At 51.1% G+C, this 22,952-nt stretch carries 20 protein-coding genes, 1 tRNA gene and 1 riboswitch; of the genes, 8 read left to right on the top strand and 13 right to left on the bottom strand.

Features of this window, described 5'->3' with window-relative positions; translation table 11 throughout:
• The first annotated feature begins 32 nt into the window (after positions 1-32).
• Both WC490_04330 and WC490_04325 read left to right on the top strand, forming a co-directional pair.
• On the top strand, positions 33-695 hold the full coding sequence (locus WC490_04330; GenBank protein MFA5097835.1) for a hypothetical protein: 663 nt from the start codon (positions 33-35) through the stop codon (positions 693-695).
• A 101-nt stretch (positions 696-796) separates the two neighbouring features.
• Positions 797-2,011, top strand: a complete 1,215-nt coding sequence (locus tag WC490_04325; protein MFA5097834.1) for a carbohydrate kinase family protein — start codon at positions 797-799, stop codon at positions 2,009-2,011.
• Here the strand turns inward: WC490_04325 and WC490_04320 are convergent.
• The 9 genes from WC490_04320 to WC490_04280 all read right to left on the bottom strand — a co-directional run bounded on the left by WC490_04320 (position 2,008) and on the right by WC490_04280 (position 11,508).
• A complete protein-coding gene (locus WC490_04320; GenBank protein MFA5097833.1) occupies positions 2,008-3,243 on the bottom strand; it encodes an endonuclease Q family protein in 1,236 nt (411 codons plus the stop codon). The genes WC490_04325 and WC490_04320 overlap by 4 nt on opposite strands.
• A complete protein-coding gene (gene tgt, locus WC490_04315; protein MFA5097832.1) occupies positions 3,227-4,306 on the bottom strand; it encodes a tRNA guanosine(34) transglycosylase Tgt in 1,080 nt (359 codons plus the stop codon). The genes WC490_04320 and tgt overlap by 17 nt, the downstream gene beginning before the upstream one ends.
• Before the next feature lie 10 nt (positions 4,307-4,316).
• Entirely contained in the window at positions 4,317-5,456 is a 1,140-nt protein-coding gene (gene queA, locus WC490_04310; GenBank protein ID MFA5097831.1) for a tRNA preQ1(34) S-adenosylmethionine ribosyltransferase-isomerase QueA, read from the bottom strand.
• Between the two features lies 1 nt (position 5,457).
• Entirely contained in the window at positions 5,458-6,087 is a 630-nt protein-coding gene (locus tag WC490_04305) for an energy transducer TonB (protein ID MFA5097830.1), read from the bottom strand.
• A gap of 48 nt (positions 6,088-6,135) precedes the next feature.
• Complete coding sequence (locus WC490_04300) at positions 6,136-7,989, bottom strand: TonB-dependent receptor (protein MFA5097829.1); 1,854 nt, start codon at positions 7,987-7,989, stop codon at positions 6,136-6,138.
• A gap of 32 nt (positions 7,990-8,021) precedes the next feature.
• A riboswitch (cobalamin riboswitch) is annotated at positions 8,022-8,240 on the bottom strand.
• Between the two features lie 616 nt (positions 8,241-8,856).
• Complete coding sequence (locus WC490_04295; protein MFA5097828.1) at positions 8,857-9,279, bottom strand: polymer-forming cytoskeletal protein; 423 nt, start codon at positions 9,277-9,279, stop codon at positions 8,857-8,859.
• Positions 9,280-9,291: 12 nt separating this feature from the next.
• A complete protein-coding gene (locus tag WC490_04290) occupies positions 9,292-10,164 on the bottom strand; it encodes a peptidoglycan DD-metalloendopeptidase family protein (protein MFA5097827.1) in 873 nt (290 codons plus the stop codon).
• Between the two features lie 13 nt (positions 10,165-10,177).
• Positions 10,178-10,251: transfer RNA gene (locus WC490_04285), tRNA-Pro, on the bottom strand.
• 27 nt (positions 10,252-10,278) lie between these two features.
• Entirely contained in the window at positions 10,279-11,508 is a 1,230-nt protein-coding gene (locus WC490_04280; GenBank protein ID MFA5097826.1) for an aspartate kinase, read from the bottom strand.
• A gap of 88 nt (positions 11,509-11,596) precedes the next feature.
• On the opposite strand from WC490_04280, the gene WC490_04275 reads away from it, so the two are divergent.
• The 6 genes from WC490_04275 to WC490_04250 all read left to right on the top strand — a co-directional run bounded on the left by WC490_04275 (position 11,597) and on the right by WC490_04250 (position 16,908).
• Entirely contained in the window at positions 11,597-12,088 is a 492-nt protein-coding gene (locus WC490_04275; GenBank protein MFA5097825.1) for a YajQ family cyclic di-GMP-binding protein, read from the top strand.
• Positions 12,089-12,304: 216 nt separating this feature from the next.
• Positions 12,305-12,844 (top strand): CDP-diacylglycerol--glycerol-3-phosphate 3-phosphatidyltransferase, encoded by a 540-nt coding sequence (gene pgsA / locus WC490_04270; GenBank protein MFA5097824.1) that lies wholly within the window; start codon positions 12,305-12,307, stop codon positions 12,842-12,844.
• Positions 12,837-13,391 (top strand): CinA family protein, encoded by a 555-nt coding sequence (locus WC490_04265; protein MFA5097823.1) that lies wholly within the window; start codon positions 12,837-12,839, stop codon positions 13,389-13,391. Before pgsA ends, WC490_04265 begins: the two co-directional genes overlap by 8 nt.
• Positions 13,392-13,505: 114 nt before the next feature.
• On the top strand, positions 13,506-14,540 hold the full coding sequence (gene recA / locus WC490_04260; protein ID MFA5097822.1) for a recombinase RecA: 1,035 nt from the start codon (positions 13,506-13,508) through the stop codon (positions 14,538-14,540).
• 47 nt (positions 14,541-14,587) lie between these two features.
• Positions 14,588-16,135: a ribonuclease Y gene (gene rny / locus WC490_04255; GenBank protein MFA5097821.1), complete on the top strand. Its 1,548-nt coding sequence runs from the start codon at positions 14,588-14,590 to the stop codon at positions 16,133-16,135.
• Positions 16,135-16,908: a TIGR00282 family metallophosphoesterase gene (locus tag WC490_04250; protein MFA5097820.1), complete on the top strand. Its 774-nt coding sequence runs from the start codon at positions 16,135-16,137 to the stop codon at positions 16,906-16,908. The genes rny and WC490_04250 overlap by 1 nt, the downstream gene beginning before the upstream one ends.
• Here the strand turns inward: WC490_04250 and WC490_04245 are convergent.
• The 4 genes from WC490_04245 to WC490_04230 all read right to left on the bottom strand — a co-directional run.
• Positions 16,905-19,589, bottom strand: a complete 2,685-nt coding sequence (locus WC490_04245; protein ID MFA5097819.1) for a valine--tRNA ligase — start codon at positions 19,587-19,589, stop codon at positions 16,905-16,907. The genes WC490_04250 and WC490_04245 overlap by 4 nt on opposite strands.
• Positions 19,586-20,479: a glutamate formimidoyltransferase gene (ftcD, locus tag WC490_04240; protein ID MFA5097818.1), complete on the bottom strand. Its 894-nt coding sequence runs from the start codon at positions 20,477-20,479 to the stop codon at positions 19,586-19,588. Before ftcD ends, WC490_04245 begins: the two co-directional genes overlap by 4 nt.
• A complete protein-coding gene (gene ftsH, locus WC490_04235) occupies positions 20,479-22,320 on the bottom strand; it encodes an ATP-dependent zinc metalloprotease FtsH (GenBank protein ID MFA5097817.1) in 1,842 nt (613 codons plus the stop codon). Before ftsH ends, ftcD begins: the two co-directional genes overlap by 1 nt.
• A 49-nt stretch (positions 22,321-22,369) precedes the next feature.
• On the bottom strand, positions 22,370-22,952 hold a 583-nt coding region (locus WC490_04230; GenBank protein MFA5097816.1), incomplete at its 5' end, for a MazG family protein.

Raw genomic sequence — 22,952 nt, 5'->3', positions numbered from 1 at the left:
CGCAATTTGACGATAGTTTAATAGAGCGTTATATGACAACACGCATTCATGTGCCCATCCCGTCCCATCTGCCAGGAGAAGGTATTGGCATTTACAGGAATATGTTCAAGGCCGGGATTTGGGCGGACAGATATGTAAGGAACGATCTGCCCGCACAAAGACAGGACATCTTTGAAACCATTGTCGGCCTGACCGTGCAAGCGGTCAGCAGCTTTTCCGTAATGTCCCGTCTTTCAAAACCTTTGTTCATCGATGTTGCCGTAACCCAGCCGGGTTTTGGAACTGTGATGGCTTCCGTGCTTTCCGGAATGTCTTTTAATTGTACCCGCATGCCCGCCTGGCTGTACTATGACCATCTGGGCGACATCAAGCCCGATTACTGCGCAAAAATTCTTGCGAGGCTTCCTTTTTATCTTGACAAAGACCCTATCACGGCTCTTGACCATCACTTGAGCAAGGGACTTCACGGTTTTCTTCTGGAGGATGCTCTTTACTCCAGAAATCTGGAGCCGGTGCCGCTGCTTCCCGAAAAGGACGCTCTTTGGTATTACTCCCCGCTCGGCGAGATCCTTTCTAAAATGGCCGAAAGAAGAGGGGTCAACAAGCTGTTCGACATAATGGGACAAATAGCCGCTCTGGGAGATACAGGAACAGAACTTTACAGAAGGCTGTCCCATCATATCAGCATGCCCTGACATCAAAGCTGTTCCCCTCTTTCGTAAGATCCCATGAAATCCTATAGTATTCCCGTCGACAACTGCCTGTCAGCATTATAAGATCAGGAAAGGGGAAAACAATGGGAAGGACCGTGCTTGGACTGGGACATATTTGCTATGACTTTTCGGCCACTGCGGGAAAGGCGCTTTCTGCTCATCAGGCAAGAGCAACCCAAAACTGCGTTGCCGGCATAAATGGACTGAGCAGAGGAGAACTTCGGTTGTCAGGCTGGCTCAGGGAAAACCACGGCCTTTCTATTAACGATGTGTCCGAAAAGAACGGCTGGGGCCCGGTCAGCCGTCTTCCGGGCAGCATTGGAGGCCCGGGAGCTTCGAGCTTTCGCGCGGCATTCCAGACCCTGCTGCCCGACAGAGGACAGGTGCGGTTTTACGGGGCTATCGGAAATGATGACATCGGCAGCGTCCTGGCCGCAGAATACCGGCGCTATAATATGGACCCTTCCACTCTGCTAAAGCTTAGCGGAGTTCCCACCTCATACACTCTTGTCATCAACGAAAAATTCGAGAATGGGTCGGGAGGTGCGGCCGAGTCAAGGACCTTTTTGCATGAACCCGGGGCCAATAGTATCGTAGGCGTTCCTCATTTTCCGGAAAGCGTTTTTACGGAGCCGTGGGCCCGCGACGGGGTGTTCGCCGTGGGCGGCAATTTTTTGATGCAGGGTCTGCACCCGGACGGGGTTATATCCCTCATGGCCTCCGCAAAAAGACATGGATTGACCACAGTTCTCAACACCGTTCACCATGACGAAAGCGATCCTTTCAAACAATGGAAATTGGGGAACGATCCCGCCAGAGTTATCGATCTGCTCGTCATGGACAGGGAAGAAGCAGCCGGGATATCCGGCGTGGGACCGATGGATGGGGTGGATAGTCTGGCGCATGTAACAGAATGCGTGTCCGCTCTCATGTCGCAGGGATTTAGAAATCTTGTAGTGACCGACGGAGCGGAGGGTTCTTACTGGTACATCGGCAATGACTTGGTATTTCCAAAGAGCGGCTACACCGGCAGATTGTTCTATGTGCCGTCCTCAGAGTACATAAGGGAGCAGGGCGTTGTTTCCGGACTTGGCGCGGGAGATGTCTTTGCCGGCGGGATCCTATCTTCGATCGCCGAAAGAAGGTCTCCTCTGGAGGCTGCAGCGTATGCGACAGCGGCCGCAGGCCTGTGCGTCAGGAACCTAGCCGGAGAGATAGGCGGGCCTGTGAAGCAGGGCGGCTACAACGAACTGGTACAGGAAGTGGCGATATTGCTGCTTGCGCAGATGAGCCGCTAGAACAGCCCTATCTGCTCCCTGTTGGTCTTTGGACCTGATGTGTCAAAAATACTTATGGTCCCGTATTCTCCGTCATAGCCGGGAGATATTTTAATCTCTTTGTTCCTGACGCGGAGTATCCCCTCCAGCGTCCTTTCGCCAACAAACCCGGACAACTCTTCCGCCGGCTTATCAAGCAGTATGTTTAGTTCGCTGCCGAACCTCGAGACAAGGTTTGCATATTCTTTTTGCACCGCCGCGCTTTCGCTTGACCTGCCCAAGGCCTGTCCGATGATCTCGCCAAGCGGCACCAGGGTTTTAAAAGGCACCGCGTTCTTTCGAATAAAGCCTTCCTCCCTGTCAGCCAATTCTTCCACCCGGTTCATGACCCCTACGGTGACCGGCTTGCCGCATTTCGGGCATTTTTTTCTCTTCTTTTTGGTCTCCTTGGGGGATAAGCACACTTTGCAGTTCCTGTGGCCGTCAAAGTGGTATTTACCCTCCTGAGGGAAGAATTCAACGGTTGAGACCAATTTGCCGGTTTCTTTTTCTTTTAGAGCCCTGTAGATGCCTTTATATGTAAGTTGAGCGTCAAAAATATTGGCCTCTCTTCCGATCTTTGAAGGTGAATGGGCGTCCGAATTGGAGATCAGGCTGAACTTATCAAGGCCGGAAACGCGCCAGTTCATTGCCGGGTCCGACGAAAGCCCGGTTTCAACGGCATAGATATTCCTGGTGTATTCCTCAAAGCACTCTTCCACGCTGTCAAAGCCGCCGGAAGAGCCCAGCACGGAAAACCACGGGGTCCAGATGTGGCACGGCACTATCATCGCCTCGCTTGAGGCGGAAAAGATCATCTCCGCCGTTTTTTTGGCGGGGATGGTAAAGACCGGCCTGCCGTCGGAAAGCAGGTCCGAAAATTTTGACAGCTGCGCGTTTATCCTGTCGACATCTTTGAATGACGGGGAAAAGATCATCGTGTGGACCTTTCGCAGCTTTCCGTCATGGTGAAAGATATTGCAGATCTCGGTCGTGAGCATGAACTTTGTGCCGCTCAGTTCAAAAAGGCCGCTGCCGTCATCCTTAAGTTTTTTTTTGAGCTCCGACAGCCAGAACGGATGGGTAAAATCCCCTGTACCCACCAGGTCTATCCCCTTCAGCGCGGCCCACTCCGATATATGGGCAAGGTCCATGTCCTTTGATGTAGCCCTGCTGTATTTGGAATGTATGTGGAAGTCAGCCAGAAATTTCACTTCTTATCTCTTCCATTGTCCTTGCCATGAACCTCAGATTGTGGATGGTCAGCAGCATGACCCCCAATAGTTCGTTGGCGGCAAAAAGGTGTCTTATGTAGGCCCTGGTAAAGTTGGTGCAGGCATAGCAGTCGCAGCCCTCAACAAGAGGAGAAAGGTCTTTTGCGTATCTTGCGTTCCTGATGACCCCTTTGCCTTCACCGGAAAGAAAGGCCCCGTGCCTGCCAAGCCGCGAAGGCTCCACACAGTCAAAAAGGTCCACCCCCATGTTCACGGCTGCCCTTATGTTTTCCACATAGCCTACCCCCAAAAGATGTTTTGGGGCTTCTTCCGGCAGATATTGCAGTTGATGCTCCAGCATTTCGTACATGACCTCGTTGGGCTCTCTTACGCTGAGCCCTCCTATCCCGTACCCTGGAAATCCAAGGGCCGAAATCTCTTCCGCCGACTGTTTTCTTAGATCTTTGAATGTTGATCCCTGCACGATACCAAATAATACGCCCTGTGTTCCGTGTTCTGTGCTCCGTGCTCTGTGTTGCGCATCTTTGGCTCTAACAGCCCATCTCGTTGTTCTTTCCACTGCCTTCTTCGCTGATGAATGTTCGCAGGGATATGGGGGGCATTCATCCAGTGGCATCATTATGTCGGAGCCAAAAGCAAGCTGGGCCTCGACAACCGTTTCCGGGCTCAAGAAATGCTTGGAGCCGTCGATGTGGGACGAGAACATGACCCCGTCCTCCGATATTTTGCGCAAGCCCGAGAGGCTAAAGACCTGAAAGCCTCCGCTGTCGGTCAGGATAGGGCCGTCCCAAGCCATGAATTTGTGGAGCCCGCCCGCTTTTTTGATAAGTTCCTGTCCGGGACGCAGAAAAAGATGGTATGTATTAGCAAGGATCATCTGCGTACCGATCTCTTTCAGCATCTTCGGGGTCATCGCTTTTACGGTGGCCTGTGTGCCGCACGGAGCAAAATTCGGGGTCTCGACAATGCCGTGCGGAGTAGTAAGTTTTCCTTTGCGGGCCTTTGACTTTTTTGAGCGGGAGAGGATCTCGAATTTGAACATGATGCAGTAATTATACAATAAACATCGCATCTCCAAAGCTGAAGAACCTGTATTTTTTTTCTGCCGCTTCCCGGTAGGCGTTAAGGATGAACTCTTTGCCGGCAAATGCGCTCACCATCATCAGCAGGGTCGATCTTGGAAAGTGGAAGTTGGTTATTAAGGCATCCACTACATTGAACTTGAAAGGAGGATAGATGAACAGGCCGGCCTCGCCTTTGGCCTCAGTGATCTTTCCGTGCTTCAAAAAACAATCCTCCAGGGTCCTGGTGACCGTTGTCCCCACTGCCACCACCCTGCCACCCTTGACCCGGCTCGACTCCGCTCGCCGCAAGCTTGACCCTTGCCCCGGCTCGACTCCGCTCGCCGCAAGCTTGACCCTTGCTATTTCATATGCCGTCCCTTCAGGAATAATATACTCTTCCGAGAACATAGTGTGTTCATCCACGAACTCCGAAAAAACCGGTTTAAAGGTGCCCGCTCCCGTGTGGAGCGTGATATAACAGACCTTGACACCTTTGTCCTCAAGTTCCTTAAGAAGTTCCGGGGTAAAGTGGAGCCCGGCGGTGGGAGCGGCAGAGGCGCCCTCCGCTTTTGCATATACTGTCTGATAGCGGCGCGCCAATTCTTCCTTGTCCGCGTCCTTTCCAAGTTTTTCGTTTATATAAGGAGGCAGAGGGACCTGGCCCCTGGACTTGAGATGGGAAAGGATATCCGCTCCGGGCTCAAACGCGATGATCCTTCTCTGGGTATCTGGTTCTTCGACAACACGGCCTTTTAATCCGTCAAACTCTATTTCGTAGCCTTTTTTTATCCTCTTTGCAGGCTGCACCAGGCATTCCCAGGTGTTCTGGGTCAGTCTTCTAAGAAAAAGAGCCTCAACCCTTGCCCCTTTTTCTCCCTCTTTTGAAGAGCCGCCTTTGGTTTTTATCCCGCTCAGGCGGGCAGGTATAACCTTTGTGTCATTCAGGACAAGAACATCGCCTTTTTTTAAATATGATGGGAGGTTAAAAAAATTCTTGTTGACAAGAGTTCCAGCATCCCGGTCAAGCACCATCAGCCTTGAGCCTTCCCTTTTGGAGGCCGGTTCCTTGGCTATCAGTTCTTCCGGAAGAACATAATCAAACTCATCCGTGCGGAGCCGCCGGTCCAAGTTATGACCTTAGCAGCTCAAACTTGACGGGGACCTCGAACCAGGCCTCGCTTGATTCCTTATTGACCAAGGCCGGCGCAAAGACCCACTGGGAAACCGCCGAAAGCGCGGACCTGTCCAGCATTTCGTGGCCCGAGGAATGCTTTACCATAGCTTCGCCCACCCTGCCGTTCTTAAGGATATAGACGCGCACGGTGACAAGGCCCGAGATTCCGTGCTCCACCGCCTTTACCGGATAATCGGGCATGGTCTTGTAGATGATCTTGGGCGCACCCAGAGAGGTGTTTGAAGGAAGCATCGCATCAGGGATTATCTTTGACAGGACCGCGTCATTGGTCCTGGCCGAGGCAGCCTGCTTGGCGGCTGTCTTTTCCTTGGCCTTGCCCAGGCTTACAAAACTGCCCACCCTGGCGGCGTCTTTTGCGCTCTTTGGCTCTACCACGGGGGACACTATCAGGCTGTCCGCTATAGTAAAAACAGGCGTAACGGGCTCCGGCCTGACCAGGTTCCTTTCCATCTTTGCGACTCCCCAGGCAAGCATGACAAAAAGGAACATGGCAAAGATCGTGGTCATATCAACGGCGGAAAGCGATACCAGGCCAAAACCGGAATTTCTTTCTCTGTATCTCATTTTTTTCTCCTTTTAAAATTTTACTCTACAAAACCCTGCCGGTCAACACTATATCTTGATGCCGGCGCTTATCCTGCGGCCCGGCATGGGATATCCCCTTTCTTTCCAGTCCACCGGGCTGGTCCCGACCGATTCACAGTAGCTTTCGTCAAAAAGATTCTCAACGGTAAGCGAGACCGCCGCGCCAAACAGTTTTTTGGAAAGCCCAAGGTCAACTGTCTGATAGGCAGGAATTGAGGCCGAATTTGCGGCATTGGTATAAACATCCGAAACGAACCTGTAAGCCGCTCTTGCGCAAAAGCCGCCGGCGCTGTACTCCAGCGCCGCGTTTATCTTATTCCTGGGGCTGTAAGTTAGTATTTTTTGAGTGCTTTCGTCGGCACAGACCTCGTTGTTCCAGCCTGCACTAAACTGCAGCCCTTCCAATAATTCTCTCCTTAGGCCCAATTGAAAACCTTCGACCCTGGCGCTGTCAAGATTGACAGGCTGCCAGCTCATCAGGCCGGTCTGCGACCATTTGATCATGTCCCGTATCCTGGTGTAGTAGTAGTTGAAGTCCGCCTGAAAGCCTAAGAGTTTCTGCTCCAGCGTAATACCGGCCGAATTGGAGTTTTCGGGCTTAAGGTTGGGATTTCCGAAAGTGAAAAAAGAAGGATCGTTCCAATAGAGCTCGTTTATTGTGGGCGCCCTGAAGGCCGTGGCCAGATTTATTTTGAATGTGGTGTCTTTACCCGCCCCCATTATCAATCCCACCTTCGGGGTCAGCACATTCCCGAACGAGGAATTCATGTCGTAGCGCAGTCCGTAGCTGATGGCCGCCGGGAGCCCTTCCCTTGTCTGCCCGTTAACATAGACGGCCCCGTTATCAATGGCGTGGTTCGGTGTTTTTGAGCTTTCCCCCAGATTTCTTCTGAACTCAACTCCTCCGGTCAGCTTGGAGCCTGCCGGCGCGCTTATTGTGGTATACAGCTCGGCCTGCGAGATCCTGCTTAAATAGGTGTCATCATAAAAAACAGTAGGAACAAACCAGTCCGCATAATGGCTTTTCTGCTGCCACTCCAGCTGAGAGATATTTATGACCGGGAAGCCCTCTTTTCCTGCTCCCGGGTCCAATTTTACCAGCAGTTTTGAGATGAGGTCCGACTGCCGGTCGTTGGGGGTCGAGGCGGAAGAAGGATCGGTGTCCGAGGACGGGACCCCCGGATTGCCTCTTTGCGAATTTGAGACCGAATAATTAAGCGATGCGGTCTCTCCGGCATTTATATCCAGCGAAAGGTTCCCTCCGGAGTAATCGCTGTTAACGCGCCATCCGTTAGACTTTAGATATCCGTAGGAAAGATAATAGTTGAAAGGTCCGCTTTTGGCGGAAGCCGCTATAAAAGAATCCACCTGGCCAAAACTTCCTGCCGAAACAGAAACATGCAAGGGCTTATCCTGCGAGCGCTTTGTTATTATGTTGACCACACCTCCCATGGCATCTGCGCCCCAGATACCGGACATGGGATCGGCAACTATTTCTATTCTCTCGATAGAGGAGGCCGGGATATTGTTAAGGTCAGCCATGCCAAGCAGCGAGGAATTAAGCCTTGCTCCGTCCAAAAGAACAAGAACCTGCTCGGACGAAGCGCTTTTTATCTTGAGCGAGCTCATGCCCGAAAGGTCGCCCATGCTCTTCACATAGACTATGGACCGGTTCTTCAAAATATCCGCGGCGTTCTTTGCTCCGGACAGCTCTATCTCTTTGGAATCTATTATGGAAATGTTTTCCATGAGCCTTGATAACGGAACAGGCCTCTTAAGCGCGGTCACCACCACCAGCTCTCCGTAATAGACCTCGGGCTCCAGCGAAACTGCGGGGACGACCATCAAAGCGAGGAACACAAGCGCGGCAAATCTCTTCATCGCAGCCCTCCTTGCCCTACCTCGGGGCATTCGGGAAACAGTACTATACAGGCAAGGTTTTCTGACTCGCGGATCTTTCTCCCCTGTTCCTTCCCGTCCTGAGCCTGTCGATGGACAGTGGTTTAACAGGTTCGTCCCCGCTTACAGCACCGGGAGTGTGGCCGATTTGCACGACCTTCCCTTTTCCTGTACGCAAATGGGATTATAGCACGATTGTCAACTCGCCCAAAACCTCTTTTGAAGAAAAATGAAAGATGGCTTCTTTTACTGTGCCTCTGAATATCTCTTCAAATTTTTTAGTAAGTTCTCTTGCTATGCAGAGCTTTCTGTCCCCAAGTATAGAAAGCATGTCATCCAGGGATCTTAAAAGTCTGTGCGGTGATTCATAAAAGACCAGCGTCCTGTCTTCTTCGACCAGTTTCCGCAAGACCCTTCTGCGCCTCTTGCCTTCGTGAGGGAGAAAGCCTTCGAACACAAATCTTTTTGTCGAAAATCCTGATACCGACAGCGCGGTCAGGGCGGCCGAAGCCCCGGGGATAGGCACCACTTCGATGCCGCTTTCTATGGCTTGTTTTATCAGTTCTTCCCCGGGGTCCGATATCCCCGGGGTGCCGGCATCAGAAACCAGGGATACGGCCTTTCCTTGTGTCAGCTGAGAAATGATCGACCTTGTTTTTTGTGCAAGGTTGAACTTGTGGTAGGAAGTGCAGGGAACATTTACGCCGTAATTATCAAGCAGTATCTTTGTCTGTCTGGTGTCTTCCGCTGCTATCAGGTCCGATGCTTTGAGCGTTTCGATCGCCCTAAAAGTAATATCTTTCAGGTTGCCTATGGGAGTGGCCACGACAAAGAGTTTGCCTGCCATGTTCAAAGGCCGATTATCTCTTTGACCTTGTCCGAGAACACATCTTTGGGATCATCCTCCATCTCTTTGGCGATCCCCATGGTGACCTTCCCCTTATAGGAGGCGCCTTCGTCAACGGTCAGAGTGTTGCCGGAAATGTCCCCGAACACCCTGCCCATCTTTTTAATTTCCACGCTTTCTTTTGCGCTGACATTGCCGTTGACCTCGCCCGCAACTATAACGCGCAGTCCTTTGACATTGCCTTTGACCTTTGCGCTTTCCCCTATCATCGCTTCCTGCTCTGCGGCAATGCTGCCGTCAAGCGTTCCGTCAACCCTGATGGAGCCTTTGGTCTCTATCTCGCCCTTCAAAGACGCGCTCTTTCCTATTATGGTCTCTATGATGCCCGGAACTCTTTCCCTGCCCGGCTTTTCAAAGAATCCCATATTGGTCCCTCCTTACTGCTGTCTTCCGGCGCTCATAAAGTTGAGGTTAAGGTACGGGTAGGGGTCCACTGCTCTGCCGTTCTTTATGACTTCGTAGTGGACATGCGGGCCCGTTGCATAGCCTGTAGAGCCGATCCTGGCTATCAGCTGCCCCTTCTTTACTTTTTGTCCGGCGCCGACCAAAAGTGATGAGCAATGTCCGTAAAGGGTCTGGAAGCCGTACCCGTGGTCCAGGATCACTGTTTTTCCATATCCCGTCTTCCAGGAAGAAAGGGACACTGTCCCGTCAGCGGTGGCCCTTATCGGCGAGCCGTGCGAGGCATTGATGTCGATGCCGGAATGGAAGCCCCTCCAGGGGAACGACCTGTAGCCGAATGTCGACATTATCCTGCCCCACGACGGCCAGACGGACGGAGTGTTCGAAAATCTTTCTCTGAGCTCTTTTACCGAACGCCTGAGATCGTCCAGGCTGGTGCTCCTTTGAGAGACTTTTTTGTTAAGGCGGTCCAGTTTTTCGTTGACGGTCCCTTCCTTTTCCTCCGGCAGGCCCTTTTCTTTTCTGCTGTTTTTGCCCAACCCCAGCATTCTGCGTATCTGCTCTTCTTTTGAAGTAAGTTCCTCAAGCCTTGTCTTTAAGATATCAGCTTGTTTTGAAACATGCTGTATCTTTTTGTCCTGTCCCTTTGCCTCCTCCTTGAGCACTTCATAGGAGACAAGTTTTCTGGTAACCCTTGTGGAATACAAGAAAGAAGCTGTAAAGATGACCGAAGAGGATACAAAAATAAACAGCGCTGCGTGGATCAGCCATCTGGGGACTTTAAGGCAGTAGGTCGCCTTTTCCGACGAGTGCGGGATCAGGATTATAGTAAAATAGTCTTTTTTCATAAAACACCAGATCTCGGGGTGGTGGGATTCGAACCCACGACCTCACGGTCCCGAACCGTGCACGCTACCAAGCTGCGCTACACCCCGTTTTGCCCTTGTTCTCGTCCTTGTCCTTTATTGAGCCAGCTCAAATGCTTCGTGCAGTACCTGCACGGCCTTTTTGGCCTGCTTGCCGTCGACAACACAGGAGATCCTGATCTCGGAAGTGCTTATCATCTGTATATTTATGCCGTTCTTTGCCAGAGTATCGAACATCTTTGCGGCCACCCCCGGGGCTCCCACCATTCCCACCCCTACGAGGGAGATCTTTGCTACGCTGTCATCGGACACTATTACTTTTGCTCCGATCTTTTCGTTTGCCGCCTTGATGACCTGAAGGGCTCTTTTTACCTCTCCGCCCGAAACGGTAAAGGCAAGGTCTGCAACATTGCCCCCGTGAATGCTCTGGATTATCATGTCAACGCTTATGTTCTCCTGCGCCAGCGCAGAGAACACCTTCGAAGCTATTCCTGGACGGTCCGGAACCTGAAGCACCCCTATCTTGGCTACATCACTGTCAAAAGCAATGCCCGTGACCAGGCCTCTTTTTTCCATTTCCTTGACCTCCTTGGCGGAAAGTTTTGTGATTATAGTGCCTTCTTTGTTATTAAAGCTTGAGCGGACATGTATGTCTATGCCGTAGATCTTTCCGCATTCTATGGCCCTGGGATGCATTACTCCGGCCCCCACCGAGGCCATTTCCAGCATCTCATCGTGGGAGATCCTCTCAAGTTTTCTTGCCTGCGGCACCACCCTGGGATCTGTGGTGTAGATCCCGTCCACATCCGTGTATATTTCGCAGACATCGGCCTTAAGAGAGGCCGCTATAACAACAGCAGAGGTATCGGACCCTCCCCTGCCAATGGTTGTGATGTCCCCTTTGCTGTCTATCCCCTGAAAGCCCGTGACCACCACGATCCTGTCCTGTGCCAGCTCTTTTTTGAGCCTGTCAAATTTAACGGATTTTATCCTGGCCTTGGAAGGGATGTCCTCCGTAATGACCCCCGCCTGACCGCCCGTCAAGGACACGGCCTTTTCGCCAAGTTCAATGATCGCCGAAGCAAGAAGAGCCGCGGATACCTGTTCTCCGGTAGAAAGCAGCATATCGTATTCCCTTGGATCGGGATTATTGGTGATCTTTTTTAGCAGGGATACCAGTTCGTCCGTGGTATGCCCCATCGCGGACACTATAACGATCACTTCGTTGCCGGCCCGTTTGGTCTTTACGACCTTTTCCGCAACCTTTTGTATCCTTTCGGCAGAGCCGACAGAGGTCCCCCCGTATTTTTGAACTATTAATGCCATTCTGTTTCCTTTTATTATTATATCATCATGAGGTCCCGTACGGGCAATAGGCCGCATGGGCGCAGCTAGCATGTGTTATAATTTTGCCATGTCAAAAGACAGTTCATTCGACATAGTGTCAAAAATAAACATGCCCGAGCTGGACAATGCCCTTAACCAGACCATGATGGAAATAAGGCAGAGGTTCGATTTTAAGGGCTCCATCAGCGAGGCAAAACTTGAGGGAGAGGTCCTTAAACTGGTATCTGAAGATGAGTTCAAGCTTAAAAGCGTAAACGACATACTCCAGAACAAACTGATAAAAAGGGGGATTTCGATCAAATTCCTTGAATACGGCAAGATAGAATCCGCCCTGGGCGGGACTGCCAAACAGGAGATAAAGCTTAAGCAGGGGATCCCTCAGGACAGGGCCAAAGACATAATAAAGCTCATCAAAGACCTCAAGTTGAAGGTGCAGGCGCAGATCCAGGGGGACCAGATAAGGGTCTCGGGAAAGAACAAGGACGATCTTCAAACGGTCATCGTTTCGCTAAGGAAGGCCTCCCTGCCCATAGAACTGCAATTTGTCAACTACCGCTAAGCCCCCTGTCCCATTGAATTTTACGCCCAAAATGCTATAATTGATTAAAGCATTAAATTCATACCTGTGATCAAGGGGATAACAGGATAAGTTTTTTGTTTGTTCATGGTGGAATTCATAACGGGATAACATATATGAGAATTATAAAGGCCTTGGAATTTGCCGAAAGAACGGTAAAAATCGTTCCACCAAATAACTGCGGCCGGGCTGCGGGATTTGACCTTACCTAACAGGATAACTCTGACAAGGCTCCTGTTAATTCCCCTGTTCGTATACCTTTTGCTTGCCCAAACGCTGACCTGGAGCCCTTATCTTGCCGCCGCTCTTTTCCTGGCATTGTGCCTCAGCGACGCGCTTGACGGACACCTTGCCAGAAAAACAGGCCAAGTCTCCGAACTTGGTAAACTGCTGGACCCCCTTGCCGATAAAGTACTTGTCCTGGGAGCCTTTCTGGTCTTTGTTGAGGTTGGCAAGCTGCCTTCGTGGGTGGTCCTGGCGATAATAGCAAGAGACCTGCTTGTTATGGGGATCAGGACCTGGGCGGCAAAAGAAGGACGCATAATTGCGGCCTCCCCGATGGGAAAATGGAAGACCGCTTTTCAGATGGCCTCTGTCTTTTTCCTGGTCCTTAACTGGGGTATTGGATATCTGTTCTTCTGGGTCTCATTTCTGCTCTGCCTTGTTTCCGGCTGGGACTATTTTAAAGGTTTCTATTCTCAGATAGAAGGTCCCTTCGGAGGGCCAGATAATGGCTGAAGAGCTCAAGAATTCGGCATTTGAGGACTTTCACACAAAAATACTATCGGCTATCGGGAAGATAACAGATGACGAGATAGCCCTGACCCTGAAAAAAGAAAGATTGACAGTTTCCGTTGCGGAATCACTGACAGGGGGACTGATCTGCGAAAGGCTGTCAGCAGTGGCCGGGGCCTCGGAGTATTTTGTGGGAGGCCTTGTCTGCTACACCAACAGAGTAAAAGTGCTCGAACTCGGGGTTCCTGCTTCCATAATAGCTAATTCCGGGCCCGTTAGCGAAGAAACTGCCAGGGCAATGTCCGAAAATATAAGAAAGAAATTCAAGACCATGATAGGGCTTTCGGCAACAGGAGTGGCCGGACCCGCCACGGTAACCCCTCCCAAACCGGTGGGACTGACCTATGTGGCCATCTCCTCCGACAAGGGGACCGAATGCAGGGAGTTAAAGCTCTCCGGAAGCAGGAAAGAGATAAGGGAAAAGGCCTCTCAGGCCGCGATGGGCCTTTTGTGGCTACATGTTACAGGTCAGCAAATGGACGGAAAATGATGCTTGCACCGAGCGAATGGTGAGCGAGGGAACGAAGTGCCCGAGTCGAACCAGAGTCGAGGTGGCGCCGAAATTGCTGTAAAGAACATATAAACCAAAGAAAGGGGAAACGATATGGCTGACGAAAAGACCAAGGCTCTGGGGCTGGCGATCTCGCAGATCGAGAAGAATTACGGCAAGGGCTCGATAATGAAGATGGGGGATTCCACCAGGTTCACGGTAGAGTCCATCCCCACGGGTTCCATATCCCTTGATGCGGCTTTAGGCGTCGGGGGTCTGCCGAGGGGAAGGGTTATAGAGATATACGGTCCTGAGGCAGGCGGAAAGACCACGGTTTCGCTGCATGTGGTAGCGGCGGCGCAGAAAAAAGGGGGCATAGCCGCGTTCATAGACGCCGAACACGCGCTTGACCCTGTCTATGCAAAAAAGCTGGGGGTGGACATAGACAATCTGCTCATCTCGCAGCCGGATTACGGCGAGCAGGCCCTTGAGATCTGCGAAACGCTGGTCCGCAGCGGGGCAGTGGATGTGATCGTTATCGATTCCGTGGCCGCTCTGGTACCCAAGTCCGAGGTTGACGGCGACATGGGCGATATGCAGATGGGCATGCAGGCAAGGCTAATGTCCCAGGCTCTGCGAAAGCTCACCGGAGTTATCAGCAAGTCAAAGACCATTGTTATCTTTATCAACCAGTTGAGGGAAAAGATCGGGGTCATGTTCGGGAACCCGGAAACGACCCCGGGAGGACGAGCGCTCAAGTTCTATTGTTCGGTCAGGCTTGATGTAAGGGTGATCGAAAAGATAAAGGAGGCGGATAAAATAATAGGCTCAAGGGTCAGGGTCAAGGTGGTCAAGAACAAGGTCGCGCCCCCGTTCAGGGAAGCAAGCTTTGTGCTTATCCACGGCGAGGGCATCAACAAAGAAGGCGATCTTTTGGACCTTGCGGTAAGCTACAACATTGTCCAGAAAAGCGGGGCCTGGTATCTGTTCGGCGAAGAAAAGCTCGGCCAAGGGTGGGACAATTCCAGACAGTATCTTAAGGACCATAAGGACATTTTTGTGAAGATCGAAAATGCAGTGAGAAAGGTGATAGACGCCCAGAATCCCGGGGCAAAACACCAGAAGGAAGAACCCAAAAAAAAGAAATAGTAAGGCCTTAAAGGCATTTAGCCGGGCTATTAAACGGAGGTATTAAAATGGAGCTCATGTTGTTCATATATCTTGTTCTTGCGGCAGTCATCGTATTCGGGCTGTCCGTGGCGTATCTGCTGATAAAGCGCCAGACCGTGGACCAAAAGGTCAGGATAGCGGAGGAAAGCGCAAAAAAGATCGTTGAGGACGCAAAAAGGGAAGCCGAGACAAAAAGGAAGGAAGCGCTGATAGAGGCCAAGGACGAATCACTGCGCCTGCGCTCGGAATTTGAAAAGGAATACAAAGAGAGAAAGGCCGAACTCTCGAACCTGGAAAGACGGCTGGGGCAAAAAGAGGACCATCTTGACGAAAAAGAAAAACAGCTGGAAAACGAGGAAAAAACTCTCAAAGCAAAAGCCGAAGAGGCCTCCAAAATAAAGGAGGAACTGGACAAAGCCAGGATAAGGAACATCGAGGAGCTGGAAAAGGTCGCAAAGTTGTCCCAGGACGAGGCCAAGAGCATCCTTTTGTCCAACCTGGAAAAGGACATAGAAAAAGAGGCCTCCATCCTTATCAGGAACAAGGAGGAGCAGATAAAGAAAGAGGGCGACCGCAAGGCAAGGGAGATACTCATAACGGCCATACAAAGGTGCGCGGTGGAGCATGTGGCAGAATCTACCGTTACGGCTGTTGAGCTGCCCAGCGATGACCTCAAAGGCAGGATCATCGGCAAAGAAGGCAGGAACATCAGGGCTTTTGAGAACGCGACCGGGGTTGATCTGATAGTTGACGACACTCCAGGGGCCGTTATTCTTGCGAGCTTTGATCCTTTGAGGAGAGAAACAGCGCGCCTTACGCTTGAAAAACTGATCTCCGACGGAAGGATCCATCCTTCGCGGGTCGAAGAAATGTACGAAAAGTCAAAGCAGGAAGTTAAGGTCGCCATGTGGGAATACGGAGAAAAAGCCGCTCTCGACGCCGATGTCCACAATCTTCCTCCCGTACTTATCCAGCTGTTGGGCAGGCTCCATTACAGGACCAGCTACGGACAGAATGTGCTCACCAACTGCGTGGAAGCCTCCAAACTGGCCGGCATGATAGCCTCGGAACTCGGGGTCAACGCCAGGCTGGCCAAAAGGGCTGCGCTTTTACACGATATAGGAAAAGCCATAGACCAGGAAATAGAAGGGACGCATCCGCGTCTGGGTTCCATGTTCGCCCAAAAAGCGGGAGAATCTCCCGAGGTCGTGCACGCAATAGCGGCGCACCACAACGACGAGGAACCTAAGACGATCGAGGCGATCATCGTTCAGGTGGCTGATGCCATCTCTGCTGGTAGGCCGGGAGCAAGAAGGGACACCCTTGAGGCCTATGTAAAGAGGCTTGAAAAACTGGAAGCAGTTGCAAATTCCTTTGCCGGGGTGGAAAGGGCCTACGCCATCCAGGCCGGAAGAGAGATCAGGATAGCGGTCAAACCCGATAAAATAGATGATTCAACGGCCCCCAAACTCGCCTATGACATTGCAAGAAAGATCGAGGCCGAGCTTGAATACCCCGGCGAGATAAGGGTTACCGTGATAAGGGAAACCCGGGCTTCGGACACGGCAAAGTAGTGAAAAAAATAATCTTTATAGGCGACATAAACGGCAGGCCCGGAAGGGAGACCGTAAAAAAACTTCTCCCTTCCGTAAGGTCCCAATACTGTCCCGACCTTGTAATAGCCAACGGGGAAAACTGCGCCGGAGGCATGGGGATAAACAAAAAGAAGTACGATGAACTGACCTCCCTCGGCATCGATGTTGTGACCGGCGGCAATCATGTCTGGCACTGCAAGAACTTTGCCTCCGAGATAGACTCATGCCCGGCTTTTGTGCGTCCGGCCAATTATCCCCCTGGAGCGCCGGGCCGGGGGAGCCTTATCAGCAAAGGCATAGGAGTGATCAGCCTCCTGGGCAGGGTCTTTATGAAAGAACTGGACTGCCCTTTCAGATGCGCGGAAGTCTTGATGGGCGAGTTGAAAAAGGAAACCAGGGTCATTGTGGTTGACCTTCATGCTGAGGCGACTTCGGAGAAGACGGCTTTTGCCCACTTTTCCGACGGCCGGTCAAGCGCTGTACTTGGGACACATACCCATGTACAGACCGCGGACGAAAGGATACTTTCTCAGGGCACAGCGTTCATCACCGATGTCGGGATGTGCGGCTCGTATGATTCGGTCATTGGCGTGGACAAGAACGCTATAATCCAGCGTTTTATCTCGCAGATGCCTCACAGGTTCGAGGTGGAATCAAAGGGGCCTTTAATTTTTAATGCGGTCTACCTGGAGATAGATGAGGAAAGCGGCAGGGCTCTTAAGATCGAAAGGATAAATAGGGTCATAGACTAGTTTTTGGTCAGGACAGAGATCCTCTCTTCAAGGACCTTCCTTCTTTCAAGATATTCCTTCAGTTTCTGTTTTTCCAGTTCCACCAGTTCTGGCTTTGCGTTCTCGGTAAAAGAAGGCGTCGCCAGTTTGCTCTCTATCTTTTTGGCGGCTGCCGACAGGTCTTCGAGACTTTTTTTAAGCCTTAAGGCTTCTTTTTCAAAATCCACCAGGCCTTCCAGAGGGATATAGATGTTTATTTTTTCGGTGGTCGTCTTTGCGCTTTTTGGCGGGACTTTGGCTATAGCCTTTTCTATTTTGACATTGGCGGACCTGGTAAGCGCCTTGATATACTCTTCTGCCTCCAAAAGGTCCCCGGCCATCTCCCCTGCTTCCAAAAACACCTCAACCGGCTTGCCTGCCTGGATATTCATGTCCGCCCTGAGATTCCTTATAGCCCTTATAACTTCAAAGACCAGCCCCATTTTCTTCTCAACGCTTTCATCTATCAAGGACTCATCTGCTGTCGGCCACTCGGCCAGCATTATCGTCTGCTCTCCGTTTGGACATTTGTCACTAAAAACTGGAAATTTCCCGTACAATTCTTCCGTCTCAAACGGCATGAACGGATGCAGCAGCTTTAAACTTGTCAAAAGGACCTGGTTCAGCACTTTCAGGGTAGGCTCGCTGTTATTGAGTAATTGGGGTTTTGACATTTCAATGTACCAATCACAAAACTCGCTCCACACAAATTCATATAATCTCTTGGCCGCTTCCCCGAATTGATAGGAATCAAGCATCTGAGTTGCCTGCCCTATCGTAAGGTTCAACCGGCTCAATATCCATTTATCAGCCAAAGCAAGAACTTCTTTTTCTATACGGTCAGCGGTTCCCTGTCCCCGGTCTGCAGTCCTCTGTCCCTGGGCCTCCTGCATAAGAACAAATCTTGCCACATTCCAGATCTTGTTGGCAAAGTTCCTGCCCTCCGTTATTTTTTCTTCCGACAGTTTCAGGTCCTGTCCGCCGGCAGTGACCAGAGAGGACAGCGAAAACCGGAGGGCATCGGCCCCCACCCTGTCAATAACACCTATCGGGTCTATAACATTGCCCAGCGATTTGCTCATCTTTTTGCCCGAGATGTCACGGATAAGTCCGTGGATATAGACCGTCTTAAAGGGCTCTTTGCCCATGAACTTGAGCCCCATCATTATCATTCTGGACACCCAAAAAGTTATTATGTCATATCCGGTAATAAGTACCGAAGTGGGGTAATATTCTTTGAGGTCCGCCGTCTCTTCCGGCCAGCCCAGGGTAGAAAATGGCCAGAGAGAAGAAGAGAACCAGGTATCAAGGACATCCTCGTCCTGTCGCAGGTTCTTTGACCCGCAGCCCGGGCACTTTAGGGGGGGGCGCTCCGCCGCTATCACTTCCCCGCAACTGCAGTACCAGACAGGGACCCTGTGGCCCCACCAGATCTGCCTCGAGATGCACCAGTCCTTAAGATTTATCATCCAATCAAGGTAGACCTTGCCCCATCTTTCGGGGACAAACCTGATGCTGCCGTCCTCAACGGCCTTGATGGCCGGCTCCGCCAGCGGCCTTATCTTTACGAACCACTGGTCCGAATTGTAAGGTTCTATCACGGTTTTGCATCTGTAGCATTTGCCGAGAGAATTGTCATAATCCTGCGTCTTTTCAAGAAACCCGTTCTTCTCAAGGTCGGCAACTATTGCTTCCCTTGCCTTGAACCTGTCCAGGCCAACATATCCGATAAGCCGCTGCTTTTCTAAGTTCTCGAGCTCTTCCAGCGTGATCTTCCCGTTCTTTGTAAGGATATTTATCTTTGGAAGGTTATGCTTTTCCCCCATCTCAAAATCCGCGGCATCGTGGGCAGGAGTAACTTTTACCGCACCGGTCCCAAAAGAAGGATCTACCAGCTCATCTGCTATGACAGGGATCTTTCTGCCCACAAGAGGCAGTTCAAGCACCTTGCCAATAAGATTTCTGTACCGCTCATCGCTCGGGTTCACCGCCACACCCGTATCTCCCAGCATTGTTTCGGGCCTTGTGGTGGCAACAACGATATCTTTGGAATACCTTATGAAGTAGAGCTTTCCCTTCTGGTTCTCGTGTTCAACCTCGATATCAGAGAGCGCCGTGCTGCATCTGGGGCACCAGTTTATTATTTTTTTGCCCTTGTAGATAAGGCCCTCTTTGTAGAGCTGGACAAAGGCCCTGCGCACCGCTTTTGAAAGGCCCTCGTCCATCGTAAAGCGCTCTCTCTTCCAGTCGCACGAGGCGCCCAGCCTGCGCAGCTGCCCCGTGATGGCCCCGCCGAATTTTTCCTTCCAGGCCCAGACCCGCTCAAGGAACTGTTCTCTGCCTATGTCCTCTTTCCTCTTTTTTTCTTTTGCGAGGTCTTTTTCGACGACATTCTGGGTGGCTATGCCCGCGTGGTCCGTTCCCGGGACCCAGAGGGACTTAAAACCTTTCATCCTCTTGTAGCGCACCAGGATGTCCTGAAGAGTGTTATCAAGAGCATGCCCCATATGAAGGGAGCCGGTGACATTCGGAGGAGGGATAACAATAGAAAAAGTCCCTCCCTTTAGTCCGTCGGGCGAGAAGTAGCTTTTCTGCTCCCAGGTGTGATAGAGAGGTTCTTCCACTTCCTTGTGGGAATAAGCTTTGGGAAGCTCAGTTGTCATAAAAAGTTTTCGAGGATCCTGCTTCCGTCCCAATTATCCAGTTTCAGGTATTCCTTCATTCCTTCAAAAGAAGCATCTTTGGGGATAAGCCCTATTATTTCGCTGCTGTGTATGGGTATCTCCCTTTCGGCTGTTTCTTTTTTTATTGCATCAAAAACCTGTTTTATCGAAGCAGACTTGTAATGCATTATATTAACGGCCACCTGGACCATGCCTCTGCTTGACAGCTCCACTCCTATGGCCTTGACCCCGCGCAGCGCCGAGTTTTTTGCCCTTATTTTTGCAGCTATCCCTTTTGCGGCCTCAATATCCCTGGAATCAAGATTGACATTAAAGGCTATCAGTATCTCCCTTGCCCCTATCGCAACCGCCCCGGCAGTGGGATGCAGCCTGGCGGGCCCGAAATCCGGCCTGCCTTCGGGGGTCGCCATCCTTCCGGATACTCCCTCTATGCCGCCTTTCCTGATGGAAGAAAGTTCGTTCCTCTCCGGCTTTTTGGCTATGCTTCCATAAATGAACACAGGTATAGCCAGCTCATCGGAGATCTTTTTTGACAGCTCGTTCCTTATCTTGATGCAATCGTTAAAAGTGGCCTTTCTCAGCGGGATCAGGGGTATTACATCCACTGCTCCTATATAAGGGTGCACCCCTTCGTGATAATTCAGATTAACGATCTCAACGGCTTTTTTCACTCCCTGATAAGTAGCATCCCTCAAGGTGTCCCCGTCCCCTATATAGGTGACAACCAGCCTGCCGTGGTCTGGATCATAAGAATGATCCAGAACTCGCACATCCGCGCTTACCGACTTAATAGCACTAATTATCTGCTCCGCTGCAGCTTCGTTCTTGCCGATAGAAAAATTGGGTACGCACTCTATTATCTTTTCCATCAGAATAAGGCCTCCTGGGTCTTGTCCTCTTCCTGTCCCGTCTTTTGCGGTTTCTCTTTTGCCCAGTTAAAAAGCCTGTTCAGTTCTTCTCCTTCCAGTGTTTCTTTTTCTCTCAATTGCTTAGCTATCAGATCCAGTCTTGCCCTGTTGTCTGCCATAAGTTTTTTTGCCTTTGAATAACAGGACTCTATGATCTCGTCCACTTCATCATCTATCTTCTTGGCCGTGTTCTCACCGTAGTCCTTGAGCTCCCCAAGGTCCCTTCCTAAAAAGACCTGGTGCTGGGGCTTTCCAAAGGTCCTGGGCCCCAGACCGCTCATCCCGTATTCACACACCATTTTTCTGGCCATCTCGGTGGCCCTTTCAAGGTCGTTATGCGCTCCGGAGGTCATTTCGTTAAAGGTCATGTCCTCGGCCACGCGGCCTCCCAAAAGAATGGTTATTTGGTTAAGGACCTCCTCTTTTGTGACAAGGTATTTGTCCTCCAGCGGCAGCTGCAGAGTATAGCCCAGGGCAAAGCCCCGTGGCAGTATGGATATCTTGTGTACCGGGTCCGAATTGGGCAGCAGCTTGGCAAGCAGCGAATGGCCTACCTCATGGTAGGCTATTATATCCTTTTCTTTCTCATTGATGACCCTGCTCTTTTTTGCTGGCCCTGCGATCCCTCTCTCTATGGCCTCTTCCATCTCCGCCATGGAAACCTTCTTTTTGTTCCTTCTTGCTGCAAGTATAGCGGCCTCATTCACCAGGTTCTGCAGGTCCGCTCCGGAAAAACCCGGGGTCCTTCTGGCAAGAACTTCAACATCCACTCCGGACTCCAATTTTACGCCTTTGATATGGATGCTCAGGATATCTTTGCGCCCCTTTATGTCCGGCTTGTCCAGAACTATCTGCCTGTCAAACCTGCCGGGTCTTAGCAGAGCCGGGTCCAGTATATCAGGTCTGTTGGTAGCAGCAACCACGATTATATTCGTCTTGGGGTCAAACCCGTCCATCTCAACCAACAGCTGGTTAAGGGTCTGCTCTCTTTCGTCATGCCCTCCGCCAAGTCCGGCTCCGCGGTGCCTTCCCACGGCGTCTATCTCGTCCATAAAGATAATACATGGAGAGCTTTTTTTTGCCTGCGAAAAAAGGTCCCTTACCCTTGAAGCGCCGACCCCGACGAACATCTCAACAAAATCGGAACCCGAAAGCGAAAAGAACGGCACCCCGGCCTCTCCGGCGATAGCTCTGGCAAGAAGCGTTTTTCCTGTCCCGGGAGCTCCCATCAGCAAAACGCCTTTCGGTATCCTGGCCCCTATCTCCTGGAACTTTTGCGGAACTTTTAAGAATTCAACGATCTCTTTAAGCTCCTCCTTTGCCTCCTCTATGCCGGCCACATCGGCAAAGGTGGCCTTTTGTCCGCCCTCAAAGGGCTTTACTCTGGCCTTGCCAAAGGACAAGGCGCTCGAATTGGCGCCGTGGGCCTGCCTCATAAGCAGCCACCAGAGCCCTGCAAAGAACAACAGAGGAAGCACTATCTGCACCAGGAGATTGACGAACCATCCGGACTCTGCCGGAGGCTCGACTTTTATTTCTACGCTCTTGTTCCTAAGGTTCTGGACAAGATTTGGATAATTGATCGCCCTGGTCTTGAATGTGCTGCCGTCAAGTGAGCGCCCGTTGATCATCTCTCCGGAAATAGTGATCTGTTTTACGGTGCCTCCGTCAACCTTGTTGAGGAATTCGGAGAAAGATATTTCCTTTTGCTTGTTGGCTCCTCCGAAAAATGGCGACAGGAAAAGGATAAGCAGAAGAGCGGCTGCTCCATAAATAAGGATGTTCTTCCAATTGTCTTTCATGATTTTAACCCAATTATACAACAAATGCAGGCCATCTGTGTGAAGCCGCCTAGTGGTGCTTTTTTGCCTTTTCCCACTCCGCATTAAGCTGCTCAAAGCTCATCTGAGCAAGTTTCCTGTTCTTTTCTGCTGCTAATTTTTCCATATGAAAAAATCTTTTTGAGAATTTTTTCACTGCGCCGTGAAGCGCATTCTCCGCGCTGATGCCCGTCTTTCTTGCGACATTGACCACAGAGAACAACAGGTCCCCGATCTCTTCCTCAAGCCTTTTTTTGTTCGGCTTTTTATTAGACAGAAGCTCTTTTATCTCGAGCAGCTCCTCTTCCACCTTGTCCCAGGCCCCTGCCGCACAGTCCCAGTCAAAGCCCACCCTGGAAGCCTTTTTCTGAGATTTTTCCGCCCTGTAAAGCGCGGGAAGGGCCTTTGGGATGCTGTCGAGGATAGAGCGGGCAACAGCCTCATTTTTCTTTATTTCTTCCCAGTTAGACCAGATCTCTTTTATGCCCGACACCTTTTTGCCGCCAAAAACATGGGGATGCCTTCTTATCATCTTGTCTTTGATAGAGAGGGCCACCTCTTTTATGCCGAAAAGCCTTTTTTCCTCGGCTATGGCGCTGTGCAGCATTATCTGC

The organism is Candidatus Margulisiibacteriota bacterium, assembly GCA_041650635.1.
In the GTDB taxonomy this organism is placed as follows: Bacteria; Margulisbacteria; WOR-1; order JAKLHX01; family JBAZKV01; genus JBAZKV01.
The sequence above is the reverse complement of the archived record's forward strand: the minus strand, read 5'-3'. Positions and strand labels throughout refer to the sequence as shown.